The organism is Sediminibacterium sp. FW305-C-49 (assembly GCF_058231085.1).
Genome location: NZ_JBIQXS010000003.1, coordinates 46,633 through 61,720, shown reverse-complemented (window position 1 = coordinate 61,720; position 15,088 = coordinate 46,633). Strand labels below are relative to the sequence as shown.

Annotated in this window: 15 protein-coding genes; 2 read left to right on the top strand and 13 right to left on the bottom strand. The window is 40.5% G+C overall.

Features of this window, described 5'->3' with window-relative positions; all coding sequences use genetic code 11:
- Positions 1 to 22: 22 nt before the first annotated feature.
- The 12 genes from ACH3Z1_RS14345 to rpsA all read right to left on the bottom strand — a co-directional run bounded on the left by ACH3Z1_RS14345 (position 23) and on the right by rpsA (position 12,459).
- Entirely contained in the window at positions 23 to 3,298 is a 3,276-nt protein-coding gene (locus ACH3Z1_RS14345) for a WD40/YVTN/BNR-like repeat-containing protein (RefSeq protein ID WP_490822679.1), read from the bottom strand.
- 122 nt (positions 3,299 to 3,420) lie between these two features.
- Positions 3,421 to 3,783, bottom strand: a complete 363-nt coding sequence (locus ACH3Z1_RS14340; protein WP_490822678.1) for a T9SS type A sorting domain-containing protein — start codon at positions 3,781 to 3,783, stop codon at positions 3,421 to 3,423.
- Positions 3,784 to 3,948: 165 nt separating this feature from the next.
- A complete protein-coding gene (locus ACH3Z1_RS14335; protein WP_490822677.1) occupies positions 3,949 to 4,419 on the bottom strand; it encodes a redoxin domain-containing protein in 471 nt (156 codons plus the stop codon).
- A 62-nt stretch (positions 4,420 to 4,481) separates the two neighbouring features.
- A complete protein-coding gene (locus ACH3Z1_RS14330) occupies positions 4,482 to 5,138 on the bottom strand; it encodes a 3-oxoacid CoA-transferase subunit B (RefSeq protein ID WP_490822676.1) in 657 nt (218 codons plus the stop codon).
- Positions 5,139 to 5,268: 130 nt separating this feature from the next.
- Positions 5,269 to 5,976 (bottom strand): CoA transferase subunit A, encoded by a 708-nt coding sequence (locus ACH3Z1_RS14325; RefSeq protein ID WP_490822675.1) that lies wholly within the window; start codon positions 5,974 to 5,976, stop codon positions 5,269 to 5,271.
- 10 nt (positions 5,977 to 5,986) lie between these two features.
- Positions 5,987 to 6,373, bottom strand: a complete 387-nt coding sequence (locus ACH3Z1_RS14320) for a DUF4296 domain-containing protein (RefSeq protein ID WP_490822674.1) — start codon at positions 6,371 to 6,373, stop codon at positions 5,987 to 5,989.
- Positions 6,370 to 7,290 carry a type IX secretion system protein PorD gene (gene porD, locus ACH3Z1_RS14315; RefSeq protein ID WP_490822673.1) on the bottom strand — a complete coding sequence of 307 codons (921 nt, stop codon included), beginning with the start codon at positions 7,288 to 7,290 and terminating at the stop codon, positions 6,370 to 6,372. Before porD ends, ACH3Z1_RS14320 begins: the two co-directional genes overlap by 4 nt.
- On the bottom strand, positions 7,283 to 8,479 hold the full coding sequence (gene coaBC / locus ACH3Z1_RS14310; RefSeq protein WP_490822672.1) for a bifunctional phosphopantothenoylcysteine decarboxylase/phosphopantothenate--cysteine ligase CoaBC: 1,197 nt from the start codon (positions 8,477 to 8,479) through the stop codon (positions 7,283 to 7,285). Before coaBC ends, porD begins: the two co-directional genes overlap by 8 nt.
- Before the next feature lie 247 nt (positions 8,480 to 8,726).
- On the bottom strand, positions 8,727 to 9,071 hold the full coding sequence (locus ACH3Z1_RS14305) for a DNA-directed RNA polymerase subunit omega (protein WP_133475561.1): 345 nt from the start codon (positions 9,069 to 9,071) through the stop codon (positions 8,727 to 8,729).
- A complete protein-coding gene (locus ACH3Z1_RS14300; protein ID WP_490822671.1) occupies positions 9,040 to 9,864 on the bottom strand; it encodes an outer membrane protein assembly factor BamD in 825 nt (274 codons plus the stop codon). Before ACH3Z1_RS14300 ends, ACH3Z1_RS14305 begins: the two co-directional genes overlap by 32 nt.
- A gap of 130 nt (positions 9,865 to 9,994) precedes the next feature.
- Positions 9,995 to 10,378 (bottom strand): four helix bundle protein, encoded by a 384-nt coding sequence (locus ACH3Z1_RS14295; RefSeq protein WP_490822670.1) that lies wholly within the window; start codon positions 10,376 to 10,378, stop codon positions 9,995 to 9,997.
- Between the two features lie 182 nt (positions 10,379 to 10,560).
- Entirely contained in the window at positions 10,561 to 12,459 is a 1,899-nt protein-coding gene (rpsA, locus tag ACH3Z1_RS14290) for a 30S ribosomal protein S1 (protein ID WP_490822669.1), read from the bottom strand.
- 174 nt (positions 12,460 to 12,633) lie between these two features.
- Here rpsA and ACH3Z1_RS14285 point away from each other — a divergent pair, with 174 nt between their 5' ends.
- Positions 12,634 to 13,464 carry a DUF2726 domain-containing protein gene (locus ACH3Z1_RS14285; RefSeq protein WP_490822668.1) on the top strand — a complete coding sequence of 277 codons (831 nt, stop codon included), beginning with the start codon at positions 12,634 to 12,636 and terminating at the stop codon, positions 13,462 to 13,464.
- Positions 13,465 to 13,681: 217 nt separating this feature from the next.
- Here the strand turns inward: ACH3Z1_RS14285 and ACH3Z1_RS14280 are convergent, their stop codons facing one another.
- Positions 13,682 to 14,104 carry a hypothetical protein gene (locus tag ACH3Z1_RS14280; RefSeq protein ID WP_490822667.1) on the bottom strand — a complete coding sequence of 141 codons (423 nt, stop codon included), beginning with the start codon at positions 14,102 to 14,104 and terminating at the stop codon, positions 13,682 to 13,684.
- A gap of 336 nt (positions 14,105 to 14,440) precedes the next feature.
- Here ACH3Z1_RS14280 and ACH3Z1_RS14275 point away from each other — a divergent pair, with 336 nt between their 5' ends.
- On the top strand, positions 14,441 to 15,019 hold the full coding sequence (locus tag ACH3Z1_RS14275; protein WP_490822666.1) for a Crp/Fnr family transcriptional regulator: 579 nt from the start codon (positions 14,441 to 14,443) through the stop codon (positions 15,017 to 15,019).
- Positions 15,020 to 15,088 lie beyond the last annotated feature (69 nt).

Below are 15,088 nucleotides of genomic sequence, written 5' to 3'. Positions count from 1 at the left end.
TTTTGACTTTTGACTTTACCCCTTACTTCCACTCGGGCCATCTTCCCGGCGTATAAGGTGCTTTGTTTAATTCCAGTTGTTTTTCCAGTGTCTGTATTTCTTCATCCAGTTTACGCATGGCTGCAAGTACAGATGAAAGTCCTTTTGATGCAATCGCATAATCATTACGGTAAGTTGTGGTAATAGCCGATGTTGAGTTCCATACCCCACCTTCAACATCCCCTACCCTTGCCGCTATAGATGGCGGCGTTTCAAATTCACGGCGCGATTTGGCAGCATCACCATTCAGTTGAATACCTATTTCATTGAGTTTAAGTGTAAGTGCATATGCTTTCTCCAGAATTGCTTTCGGAGAACTGGCTATATCCTGCGTTACAGCATTAATATTTCCAAGTCTTGTCCGCATGTTGGCATAAATATCAGTGGTAGCACTTACTGCTTTTCTCAAGGAAGAAACCTGTTTATAAAATGCGAGATTATCTTCCATATTCACCGGTAAACTGCTTTGTTGTAAAAGTTTACAGGTGAAGTTCACCGGACCAGCAATCTCTGTAAACACACCATCTTCATATTTTGATAAGGAAACACTGTATTCCCCAGGCATGGCCAAATGTCCTTTTTCTTCTCCGCCAAACAATTCATCCGGTGCCGGAGATCTTCTGCCCAATAAAGGAGCAGGTGTGGCATACCTGAAATCCCATACAATTTTCTGCAGGCCCTTTTTAGCAGGCGCTTTCAGGTGACGGACAACATCACCTGCTTTATCGCGAATGGTAAACAGTAAATAGGGGTCGGGCTGGTTGTCTTCCAAACGCAGGCTGTCGATGGAAGGATAATAAAACTTCTCTCCCTTTTCAGCTTTTGCTTTTTCATTCTCTAAACGGATATCTTTTAGTTTCTTGCTATCATTTTTAATATAGTAGTTAAACACGGCACCTACAGGCGGGTTGGGTGTGCTGAAATAGCTGCTCCCCAAATGACCTTTGTCTCTTAAGCCTAATGGTAATCTTTCAATATACATCAGGCTTTCTTTTACCGGAAAAATCACCGCATCTTTTGCCAGTGTTTCTTTTTTGAAAGAACGCAATACACTGTAATCATCCAGTATATAAAATCCTCTTCCGAATGTGGCCAGCACCAGATCATTTTCTCTGCGTTGTATTTCAATATCACGTACTGCAGCCACCGGAATACCTGCTTTCAACTGAATCCATTCCTGTCCGCCGTTGTTGGAAAAGAATACACCAAATTCTGTCCCCACAAATAATAAATCCTTATCTACATGATCTTCTGCAATGCTGTATACACTGCCTCTTTGTGGCAGATTAGATTGAATGGGTTTCCATGACTTACCGGCATCAGTGGTTTTCAGCACATAAGGTTTAAAATCGCCGTAGCGATGATGATTGAAACATACATAAGCTGTGTTCACATCATGCAACGATGCAATGATCTGGTGTACATAACTCATTGAAGGAACACCAGGGAGGTTATCAAACCTTATCCAGTTTTTTCCGCCATCACGTGTAAGCTGAATCAAACCGTCATCTGTTCCTGCCCAAAGCAGGTCAGGATTTAATTTTGATTCTGCAATTGATGTAAGCTGACCAAAAATATCTGTACTACCATTTTTTGCAATAGCATCTACAGACCAAACTTTACCCATTACTTCAATTTGATTGCGATCGATCTGGCGGGTAAGATCGGGACTGATGACTTTCCAACTGTTCCCACGATCATCTGTACGGAATACTTTATTGGCACCAAAATACAAACGTGCATTGTCGTGCTGACTAATCAGCAGGGGCGCATCCCAGTTCCAACGATAAGCCGGTTCATTTTCTCCTTCTGATGGTTTTATACCATAATATTCTCCACTTTTCTTATCAAAGCGAATCAATCCACCATATTGACTCTGCGCATAAATGATATCGGGATTTGACTGGTCTACCTGTGTTTCGAAACCATCTCCAATAGAAGTAATATACCAATCGGAATTAACGATACCATTGGCAGAAGTGGTTCTGCTGGGGCCGCCCAGACTTAGGTTATCCTGTGTACCACCATGTACACTGTAAAATGGATACGCATTGTCTGTAGCTACTTTATAAAACTGTGTTACAGGAAGATTAGATTTAAAATCCCAGCTTTTTGCAAAATCCCATGTTTCATAAATACCGCCATCACATCCTACCATCAAATGATCTGTATCTTTGGGATCAATCCAGATAGCATGGTTATCGATGTGTTTGTTGATCTCGCCTAAATTATACACCGTCTTACCACCATCATCACTCACTTTGTAATATACATCTGTAATAAAAATGCGGTTTATGTCTACAGGATCACAAACGATCTCCTGGTAGTAATTTCCTGATGTAGCAAAACCACTTCTTTTCTCCCAGCTCTGTCCTTTGTCTTTGGAAAGATAGATACCTCCCTTATTATCTTTTCCTTCAACCACTGTATACAATACATCCGGGTTCACCGGGCTGATGGCCAATCCTATCCTGCCCAACTCACCTCCAGGAAAACCGCCTTCCACTTTTTTCCATGTAGCACCCGCATCTGTTGTTTTGTATAAGGCAGATTCTGGTCCGCCGCCAATGTAAGTAAATACCTTTCGCATACGCTGGTGAAAGGATGCATATAACACATTCGGGTTACGCGGATCCATGACAAGGTCATTGCAGCCGGTGTAATTGCTCACTGTTTTTACGGCATTCCATGTTGCACCACCGTCGGTAGATTTATATACACCACGCTCTCCCCCCTCACTCCATACCGGGCCATAAGCTGCTACATAAATGATATTGGAATTGGTAGGGTCTACAATGACTTTGGCAATATGCTCTGAGTTTTTTAAACCCATATTTTTCCATGTCTTGCCAGCATCTTCCGATTTATATACACCATCACCATAAGCAACAGCACGCTGGTTATTGTTTTCACCTGAACCTACCCAGACTATATTACTGTTATTGGGATCTATTGTTACACAGCCAATGGTATAAGAACCCTGTGCATCAAATATGGGTTGAAATGTAACACCATGATTGGTGGTTTTCCATACACCGCCGGCCGAACTGGCCACATAATATTCACTGTGGTTATTCGGATTCACCGCAAAATCGGAAATACGCCCCGATGTTACGGCAGGTCCAATAGAACGAAATTTCAGGTTAGAGAATATTGCAGCACTCCATTCTGCTGAAGCAGCAGGTTTATTTTGTGCCATACCTATTACCGGTAATACAATTACCAGTATTCTTACAATAGATTGAAAGAACAATTTCATATGAATAGCATTAGCTTGGTTAATCATCCTGTTTGCACAGGATAAGTAAAACTAAATATAAGGAAAATAGAAAAAGAAGCAGTCCTGAATTGACTGATAAGTGATAAATGTAAACTGAAATGTTATTTCACTACCTGAAACTTGCCCGATTCTACAATGCGGTTGGTCTGGTCGCGTAGCTGATAGATATAAAGACCACGGTAATACTGGTCATCGAGGTTGATCACCACTTTAGGTTCGGTAATACGTACTTCCGTCATTCGTTTTCCAAGAAAATTGCAGATGAGTAAACTGTAAGATTTATCGACCGTTTTATCAAACTCAAAAGTAATGACTGTAGTAGCAGGGTTGGGATAAAAACGGGATACTTTTGATTGCAATTCCGGAAACTCCGTTAACCTGGAAACATTAAAATCCGGGTCGGATGCAAAGCTGCTTCCGAAGGCCATAAATACCAATAAAAGTATTGTGTACCTTTTCCCCATGGGTTTAATGTTACTCTAAATTAGTTAAATGATGTGATTTATACAAAAAGGACTGTTAAAACAGCGAAATAAGAAATAAGGAATGTCCAAATAAGGAAGTAAAGGCCTTTAACACCCCTTCCTTATTTGGACATTCCTCATTTCTTATTCCTTATTTCTCTGTTCCTAGAGACTCCCCAGGGTTTGCTGAATAGCTTCAAAATTAGGAAGATCGCCGGGTGTTGGACATACTTCTGCATATTTAACCACACCTGATGCATCAATTACAAATGCAGCTCGTTTACTTACACCCTGCATCTCAAAAGCAGGGAAAGTCTCATATAATACACCGAAAGCTTTAGCAGCTTCTTTATTAAAGTCGCTGAGCAACGGGAAATTCAATTTCTGCTCATCACGAAATTTACCCAATGAAAACAGTGAGTCTACCGAAATACCGAAAACCACTGCATTGGTATTGTTATACAAAGAAATATTATCACGCACATTACACAATTCGGTGGTACAAACACCCGTAAATGCAAGTGGAAAGAAAAGTACTACTACATTCTTTCCTTTTTGTTCTGCCAATGATACTTTGTTCTTGTCTGTGTCGAAAAGAGAAAAATCGGGCGCTACAGCACCTACCTGGATACTCATATGATTTGATTTAAGATTGAAATGCTTTACAACAATATTAGTTGAAAAAAGTTGGATGCAGTTTACAACTGCATTTCGGGAACATCTCCGGGTATAATGAGTTTCCCTGCTGTCTTGGCTTTTATTTCTTCCACACTCACTCCGGGTGCACGCTCCAATAGAACAAAGCCATCTTTTGTAATATCGAGTGCTGCTAATTCAGTGACTATTTTTTTTACACAACCCACGCCTGTTAGCGGCAAACTGCATTGAGGTAATAATTTACTCTCTCCTTTCGGATTGGTATGCATCATGGCTACAATGATATTTCGTGCACTGGCCACTAGATCCATCGCTCCACCCATGCCTTTCACCATTTTACCGGGTATTTTCCAGTTGGCTATATCTCCCGTTTCACTCACTTCCATGGCACCCAATACCGTCAGGTCAATTTTACCGGCCCTGATCATACCAAAACTTTCAGCACTATCGAAAAATGCACCGCCGGGAATCACGGTTACGGTTTCCTTACCGGCATTGATTAAATCCGCATCTATTGATGCTTCGGTCGGGTATGGACCCATACCGAGGATCCCATTCTCGCTCTGAAAAATGACCGTCATCCCTTCCGGAATAAAATTGGCTACCAGCGTAGGTATACCTATTCCGAGATTCACATACATGCCATCCTGCAGTTCCTGCGCAATTCTTTTTGCAATTCCGAATTTATCTAAAGCCATGGATGAGGTTGTTTTGATGTTAAAAATGCATGATAGTGTTTAATCGTGAATGGTCAATCGTGAATGGTGAACTTTAAGTACCTAAGTAAAGAAACAACACCCTAACTATTGACGATTGGCGATTCACCATTCACGACTCCCCACTCACTAACTTCACTGTTTTCCTTTCAATTCTTTTCGCATAGTCCTTCCCTTCAAATATGCGGTGTACGTATACGCCTGCCACATGTATTTCATCGGGATCCAGTTCTCCGGGCTGTACAAGATGTTCTACTTCTGCAATCGTAATATTGCCTGCTTTGGCCATAGAAGTGGAGAAATTGCGGGTTGTTTTTCTGAAAACAAGGTTACCCAGTGTGTCTCCTTTCCAGGCTTTCACCAGTGCAAAGTCGGCATGTAAGGCCATTTCCATCAGGTGTGGTTTTCCATCGAATACCCTCACTTCTTTTCCCTCTGCTATTTCTGTTCCATACCCTGCCGGTGTAAAGAAGGCAGGAATACCCATGCCGGCCATCTGTATACGTGTAGCCAGTGTTCCCTGCGGAATAAGGTCTACTTCGAGTTCACCACTCAGCAATTGTCTTTCAAACTCTGCATTCTCTCCGACATAACTGCTGATCATTTTTTTGATCTGTCTGGTTTTGAGTAACAGTCCCAATCCAAAATCATCCACACCTGCATTGTTTGAAATACAGGTCAGTTCTTTTACGCCTTTTTCTACCAGGGCGGCTATGGCGTTTTCAGGTATGCCATTGAGACCAAAGCCACCTAACATCAATGTGACTCCATCCGCTATATCTGCTATGGCGGCTGTTGCATTTTTATACACTTTATTCATAGTAAGGCAATCATTTTTGGGGTTGAAAGGACCTATTGTCACCCCTTTCTGTTTCATATCGTTTTAACCGCTCCTTGTTGGCATATGCATCAAGAGAATCGAGTAATCTTTTAAAAGAAATGGGTCTTCCTTCATAATAACGGTAACTGGTAAAATACCGCTCGCGCGTTACACCATGTACTTTGAATACCATTTCATACATTTTCACATCTTCCTTGTTACGAACAGCGTTGGTATCCTGCACCATTTTTCTGCTGAACCATTCATCTGCTTTCATCATATCCCACATAATCAGTTTCATACTGTCTACGGGTATGATGGCTGTTTTTGTTTCATTGCGGCAGCTTATCTGCATCAATGATATCCAAACTATACAGGCACAGATCAATATCCTCATCGTAGTTCTTCTTTATATTTTGATGCATTGGCAACATCCAGCTCACTTAATAATTCAAGGGCTTTTGCTTTTTCGCCAGCCGGAGCTTTTTTAAAGATACCTACCAGCTCCAGGTATTTTCCCTGCATAAAGAATTGCTGAATCATAGTATTCGGATTCTCCTTACTAAAAGTCTGCAATTGAATCAGCGAATTGATGACACCAGCCCTTGCTTCTGCTTCCTTATCATATAAATTATCCAACCCTTTTCTGTAATACCCGTAGATAATATCATGAATGGTATTATACCTTGTATTGATCAGGTTTTCATTCAACCAGTACCGGTTTCTTAAACCATCAAATATTCTCCAGCCGGAAATACCTCTTCCTTCCGGTGCATTGTTTACAATATTCTGTGCCTTTCTGAAATAAGCTTCTCCTGCTTTGGGAGCAAAAGAATCGTAATCGAGTCCGAGTATGGTATATACATAAAAAGCAAAGATGGCAGTAAGATTAGCTGCCGCAGCATCTGTACCCTGTACCCTGTTTTCATTAAACTCTACCGGTTGAAATTCGAGGTATTTAAATGCCACATCTGCATCCTGAAAATTAATCATGGCTGCCTGGTACGATGAATGATATACCGGTCTTGCTGCCTGTATGTTTAAAGAAGCTTTATAAATATTAGGCTCCAGTATACTTTCAATATTGAGGATAAAACTGCATTCTATTTTTTCATTCTGTTTGTAACTATCGTTTGTCCATTTTCTGTTGTTTAGCAGATTGGTCAACTGGTTTTGCAGGGTGGTAAATATTTTTCTGTCGATATTGGTGGTTACCCTGTTCGATAATACCGTTACCCTTGCCTGTAATTCCTGGGCACCCGCTTCGCTAACAATAATAGCGATCAATAACAGGCTGATGATTTTTTTATACATGCAGGTGCTTTATAATGAATGAAACAATATCAGCCGCTATTTCTTTTTTCGATTTCACAGCAATCTTTTCTTCAGAACCCGACTGGTGAAAGATGGTTACCGTATTGGTATCCACACCAAAGCCCGCATCTTTATCGTTCAATGAATTGAGTACAATACCATCTGCATTTTTGGATTTTAGTTTAGACAGTGCATTCTCTTTTTCATTATTGGTTTCGAGTGCAAACCCTAAGAGAAACTGCCCGGTTTTTTTTTGCTGACCCAACTGATGTAATATGTCTTTATTCTTCACCAGTTCAATGCTCCACTCCTCCTGCTTTTTCTTGATCTTCTCCTGTACTGCCTGTGCAGGTTTATAATCTGCTACGGCTGCCGACATGACTGCAATAGACGCCCCATCAAATGCCGCTACGGCTGCATGGTACATATCATCTGCCGATACTACCGGCTGAACATTAATCCCTTTATAATTTGTTTGCTGACTGGTTGGACCTGTGATCAATACCACATCAGCACCACGCAAATACAATTCTTCTGCAATAGCAAAACCCATTTTACCGGATGAATGATTTCCAATAAAACGAACCGGGTCGATGGCTTCATAAGTAGGGCCTGCCGTTACAATGGCTTTCTTTCCTTTGAGTTCTGTTGTTCTGAAAAAATGTTCTATCAGGTACTGACAGATGTCTTCCGGCTCTGCCATTCTTCCATCACCGAACAATCCACTGGCCAGCTCTCCCTTACCTACTTCAATGACATGGTTACCGTCTTTTACCAGTTGTGCCAGGTTTCTTTTGGTGGATGGATGATGCCACATGTCTTCATCCATAGCCGGCGCTATCACTACCGGACAGGTAGCAGATAGATATACTGCCAGTAATACATTATCGCATAATCCATTGGCCATTTTACCTAATGTATTGCAACTAAGCGGCGCTATCAGCATCACATCCGCCCAGCGACCGAGCATGACATGGTTCGACCATGCATCGCCTTCTACAAGGTCGTGAACAACGGTATTTTTTGATAGGGTAGAAAGTACAACAGGTGATGCAAATTCACGGGCTGCGGGTGTCATCACCACTTTTACTTCGGCACCTGCTTTTATGAGTAAGCGAACCAGTGTAATGGTTTTATAAGCAGCAATGCTGCCGGTGATGCCGATGAGTATTTTTTTTCCTTTTAGCATGATCGTCAATGGTGAATGGTCAATCGTGAATCGTCAATGGTGAATGGTGACTATTTGATGGTAGTGACGATTCTTACATCAATTCCTTATCAATAATGAATATTTTAATCAACGCTATTTCCGAAAGAATCTCACGGAACATTCACGATTCAATATTCATCATTGCCCATTCACCTCCTCAAAGTAACAAAAAACGACAGTCATAATAACTGTCGTTTTCATAAAATTATCTTACCAATAACCTGCCTTATCTGAAAAGGTCGTTATCGTTGTTTCTTCTGTGGTAGATTTTACCTTCCATGAATTCCTGTGTAGCGAGGATGGCAGGATTGGGCATTTTCTCGTAGGCACGCGAAATTTCAATCTGCTCCTTGTTTTCATGGATTTCTTCCAGGCTGTCTGTATGACTGGCAAACTCTTCCAGTTTATTGTGCAGCTCTTCTCTCAGCGACACATTAATCTGGTTAGCTCTGCGCGCAATGATAGCGATGGATTCGTACAGGTTACCTGTTTTCTCTTTAATAGAAATCAGGCTTTTGGTTTCAACCACACTAGCGGTATTAGCGCTCATTTGCCTTCTTAGCTTGCTCATTTTTCTGGTTTTTAATATAATTTGTTGATTGTAATTTGTATTTGTTCACTTCTTCCAGGTGTTTGCTTTCTGCAAAACGATCCTGAAAATCCACACATTCCGATATCACTTTTTCAAAACGTTCTTTCTGTTTTTCTTCATAACTCATCTCCGCATAACGGAAATAAGATTTGATCACCTGCAGCTTGTATTCATCGGCCTTTTTTGAATCGGGGAAATTATCCGATACATTACCAAATGCGATGGCGGCTGCTTTATAGAACCCAAGGTTATAATACAGTTCAGCTCCTTTGTATTCTTTCGCTTCTAATTTCTCTCTGCACTTATCAATGATATCTGTTGCATCCTGTACCCTTTTCGATGTGGGATGCGTATTAATAAACACCTGCATCAACTGCATGGTCTTATTGGTATTGGTCTGATCGAGGTCTACCTTGGGTGACTGTTTGTAATAACAGTAAGCACGCATATAATCGCACTCCTCTCCTTTGGTACTGTTGGGGAAATTTTCTACAAAACTCTTGAACAGGTTCTCTGCATTCAGATAATCTGCCTGGTAGTAATAGGAATAGGCGAACTTGTAGTACATGTCCTCATACCTGGAAGTTCCTTTTACATAAGGGAAGATATCTTCAAAGAGCACTTGTGCTTTTGTATAGTCTTTCTTGGCATAATACTGTTCTGCCATTTTGTATTTATACTCATAGTCTTTGCTCTTTAAGGTCTTAGAGAACTTATTGGAGCAGGAAACCAGTAATACAGCAACCACTAAAATGAGTACAATCCTATTCATACAAGTTGGCAAAATTAGTTAATTACCGGCAATTTAGAAACTTGAATTGGGGAATTGATTATCAGGGAGTTAAGAAAAGCATAAAAAACAGAGAAATAAGGAATATGAAATAGGAAATATGAATTAGAGATTAGGGATTAGAAGACTTTTTTTGGGCGTTTTTGCGGGCTGTGTCGATACTTTTTAGAAAAATATATACCAATTCAGTGCATTCTTTTCTGGCCGCTGACAAATTTACGTTCAGCCCCCAATTGAGTTTCTCTATGATTGCCAGACAATTATTCGTTTCCCTCAATTCTTTTAGTGCAATTTTCATTTTATGGATAAAATCGACCCTTGATTCTGCGGAACAGGCTTCCCCGTATTGCAGAGCCGGTGCACTCCCACTCCTGGTCAACTGCCCTCCCAAATGGTTTCCGGAAAATGTTCTGGGAAGTTGTTCTGCCGTTTGAATACAGATCACTGCAAAACGAATCAGCCTATCTTCAAGGTCAAGTGTACGTTGTATTTCCATAAAGCATATTATCTCACAAATCTCACTAGTTCCCGCTTACAAAAACACCGTATTTATACCACGTATTTATACCCTATTTCCTATTCCTTATTTCCTATTTCTTATTCCCTCCCCTCTGTTAAAGAAAAAGCTGCCTTGCACCGCAAGACAGCCTTTTTCTTTACCTATTCAAACGAAGACGATTAGTTATCGCCTTCTCCTTCCTTCAGTTTGGCCTTGATTTCGGCTAAAGCACCCAGGTCGCCCAGGGTAGCTTTTTCTACTTTCGCCTGGATGTTTTTCACTGCTTTCTTGGTATTGTCAGACTCCGCTTTCGCTTCTTTCTTGGCAATTTCCTTTTCTTCAGCTACTACTTTCTCCCAGATACGGGCATGGCTCAACACGATACGCTTTTCATTGCGATCGAATTCGATCACCATGAACTGAGCAGTTTCGTCGGCTTTCACCTGCGTACCATCTTCCTTGTTCAGGTGACGGTTGGGCGCAAAACCTTCTAAACCATAAGGCAGTTGTACGAGGGCACCTTTGTCGTCCTTACGGGTAACGGTACCTTCATGCAGGGTTCCAACAGCGAAAGTATCTTCCAGGGCATTCCATGGATCTTCTTCCAGTTGTTTGTGACCCAACTGCAGTTTACGGTTTTCTTTATCGATGCTGAGGATGATGATATCGATATGTTCTCCCACTTTGGTGTAATCACTTGGGTGGTTGAAACGTTTCAGCCAGCTCAGGTCGCTGATGTGGATCATACCGCCGATACCTGGTTCCAGTTCAACAAATACACCGTATGGAGTGATGTTTTTCACCAGTCCTTTGTGTTTGCTGCTTTCCGGGAATTTGGTTTCGATGGTGCTCCATGGATCATCGCTCATTTGCTTGATGCTGAGACTCATCTTACGGGCATCTTTATCGAGGGTAACCACTTTGGCTGCATACTCATCGCCCAGTTTGAAGAATTCCTTCGCATTGATCGGTGTATTTGCCCATGTGATTTCAGATACGTGTACCAGACCTTCAACACCAGGCTGAATTTCTAAGAAAGCACCGTAATCTTCTATATTTACCACTTTACCTTTTACTACTGAACCTTCAGACAGACCTTCAGGCAGCACATCCCAAGGGTGTGGAGTTAACTGCTTCAGACCTAAGCTGATACGTTTTTTGTCGTCGTCGAAATCCAGTACCACCACCTGCAATTTCTGGTCCATCTTCACCACTTCGCTTGGGTGAGAGATTCGGCCCCATGAAATATCGGTGATGTACAACAGACCATCCAAACCACCAAGGTCCATGAAAGCACCGAAATCTGTGATGTTTTTCACCACACCTTCTAATACCTGGCCTTTTTCGAGTTTGCTCATGATCTCTGCACGCTGTGCTTCGATATCACTTTCGATCAGTGCTTTGTGTGATACAACGGCATTCTTGATCGCTTCGTTAATCTTCACTACTTTAAACTCCATGGTCTTACCTACAAACTGATCGTAATCAGTTACAGGTTTTACATCGATCTGAGAACCTGGTAAGAATGTTTCCATACCAAATACATCAACGATCAATCCACCTTTGGTTTTGCTGGTAACGGTACCGGTAATGACTTCACCTGTTTTGTGAACTTCAACGATACGCTCCCATGCACGGAAGATGCGGGCAGACTTACGGCTGAGGTGCAGATTACCATTGCGGTCTTCTTTCTCTACCACCATTACTTCTACTTCGTCACCAATTTTCAGACCCTGAACATCGCGGAATTCGTTCAGTGATACAAGACCATCACTTTTAAAACCGATGTTTACTACCACATCTGTTTTAGTAAGGGCCACTACACCACCTCTTACGATTTCGCCATCTTCAATCTGTACGAAAGTGTTGTCGTACACTTTATCGTATTTTACTCTTTCAGACTCGGCATAATGACTAACGTTACGTTTGTCGATACTCCAGTCGAAATCATCGTGCGCTGTTTCTACAACGGGCGCTGCTACAGGTGCATTTGTTGTCGCAGTAGTAACTTCTGCTACCTCTGGGGCACCAGCGTTCTCCTGAGCATCTGCGTTTAATTGTTTACGGAAAATGTTCATAAAATAGTCCCGATGGTTTAATAAATCAGGGGTGCAAAAGTAGGGAAAAAGTCGGGAAAATGGGATATTTTGGGGAAGAGAATTGGTAGATTTCAGGAATACAAATATGGATTTTTGTGGCTTGAAAGGTTAAAAGTGAAGATATATTTAATAATTTTAATGTAACAGAGGCTTATGAATACAGCTGAGGATTGCTTAAGATATTTGCAGGATAGAAATTGGATCAAGCTAAATAATATACTTTCCAAAAACAAAAGTGCCCAGAATATAGCTGAATCACCAATATTTTCAATATTTGAGACTGTTTTTATTGATGAACTCAAGAGACATGAAAGTGAAACAAATGAAGACCACCAAGCTGTTGCGACAAGAATTTTGCAACTACACAAGTCAAACGATTCAGCTTTAGTTCTGTCAGAAACCGCACTTAAGAAAATCGCACGGTACCTTTTTAACAAGAATCCTGATAGGAAATATGCTGAATTGCTTGGAAATGATTCAGATGCTCAATTATTCTTAAAAAATGAAGCAAAAGTAATTGAAGAGAACATTACTAATAGCCGTATTGGCGCAAATCTTAACGTAAAGATTGGAGAAGATGGGAAGCTCAAATTCAATAAAGACATTTTCAATGAATCGCCTCAAGAGAAAGAACTTTTTTTTGCCGCAAAATCTATATTACCTGATAAGATTTTACTCCCAAATGCTGCACTTAGTACTATAATTAATTCGAAAGTTTGTAGCCGCTTAGATAAAGAAACGATTAGCTTTTTTTATAAATCGACTCTCGATTTGTGTATTGTAAATCCAACTACTTTTAGATCCGAAATATTCATTGAGCTTGACAGTAGTTGGCATGACCAGCAGAAAAACATAGCTAATGATACTATGAAAGATCTAATATTTCGTGAAGCAGGTTTAAAACTACATCGTCTAAGAAAAAAAGAAAATAAAAAAATGATAGAGATATTTGAATTATTTATTAATTCGATTAATCCAGTATAGTTTAACCTTTTTGTAGTAATCCTTCTCCTTAGATTGTTCTTTGTCTATGTCTCTCGTAGAGGCCCACAGGAATCCGTTGGAGACTCGGCGCCAGTTATACAGCTATGGTATAACATTTAGTTTTGCTTATACCCGTTCATCTGTCAAATGCTACTTCACAGTATTCAGTAAAATTGAAAATTCTTTAGTGTGTTTGGTTCACAAAACATTGTCGATATTAATTGACTTCAGGCTTTTTGATTTTTTTCACCTGTTCAAATTCACTCTTCCCTTGTTCTTCAGACATCAAAGTTAAAACTGGGCGACCGAGTGTAATACCAGTTTCAAGTTCGCATTTGAGATAATATGACTTTCCGTATTCTAGTTTAATCTTCACGGATCTAGTAACACCGATATTCGCCCAGAATTCACAGATTCCTTCCTGCTGCAACTTAACAATTGTCTTTGTATTGTTTCGGATTTTTGCAATTAAAATACCGTCCTTAATTAGTTGGTTTGAGAAATTCAAATCATATCCAAGTAATGACCCTTCAAACCTTTGTGGACGATAAACATATATTGTACAGTAAGGAATTGAATCTTGCGCTTTAATATCTTGTATCAATGTAAAGGCAAGTATAAATGAAATTAAAAATTTCATATTTGAATATTGTGATTGATCAAATGTAATAAAATCTAAATAATCCTTTTTTCTCCTCTCGACATCTCTCGCAGACAGTTCGCCATTCCTTCTCCACAGCCTGTTCCTCTCCACATCTCTCGAAGAGAACTCGGCGCCGGTTACACAGCTATGGTATAATATTTAATTTTGCTTTTACTATGGCCACCCCATTCGGAAACTTATTTTCAGGAAAATACAACTGCAATATGTTCATCATCTGATCATATGATAGATTTCACAAGCACGTTTCGTCTGCTTTAATTGCGTACTTTTATGGTAGCAGCAAGCCAAACAGACCGCCGTAACAACAAAACAATGGAAAACATACTATTCGACTTTATATCCAAATACATTACACTGACAGAAGACGAGAAGAATGTACTTATTTCTCTGGACCTGTTTCGCTCGGTTAAGAAAGGAACGATTTTACTGAAAGAAGGGCAACATACGAAAGAAAGTTACTTTGTTTTAAAAGGCTGTATCCGTACTTATTACCTGATTGACGGGGAAGAAAAAACAACTGCTTTCTACACGGAAATGGACGTGTTGACGCCTCATTTTGTAATCAATAAAACGCCTTCAGAATATTTCATCAGTTGTGTGGAAGACAGCATTCTTACCGTTTCAAATGCTGATATGGAAGCAGAAGTAAACAGTAAATTTCCGAAGTTCGAATTAATGTGTAGAAAATTGTCGGAAGAATTGCTGGCGCAGCAGCGAATTGACTTTGACGGGTTTAAAACCTCCTCCCCTGAACAACGATACCTGAATTTATTAGAATCAAGACCAGACCTTATTCAGCGTGTTCCCCAACACCAGTTAGCCAGCTATTTAGGCATCACACCCCAGTCTTTAAGCAGACTCAGAGCAAGAATTCTGGAGAAAAAGAGCTAAGCCTCATTTCTTAACTTAAGTGAACGTACCTACGCTTCCGCCCAATCTACTTTTGCATCATCACTTATT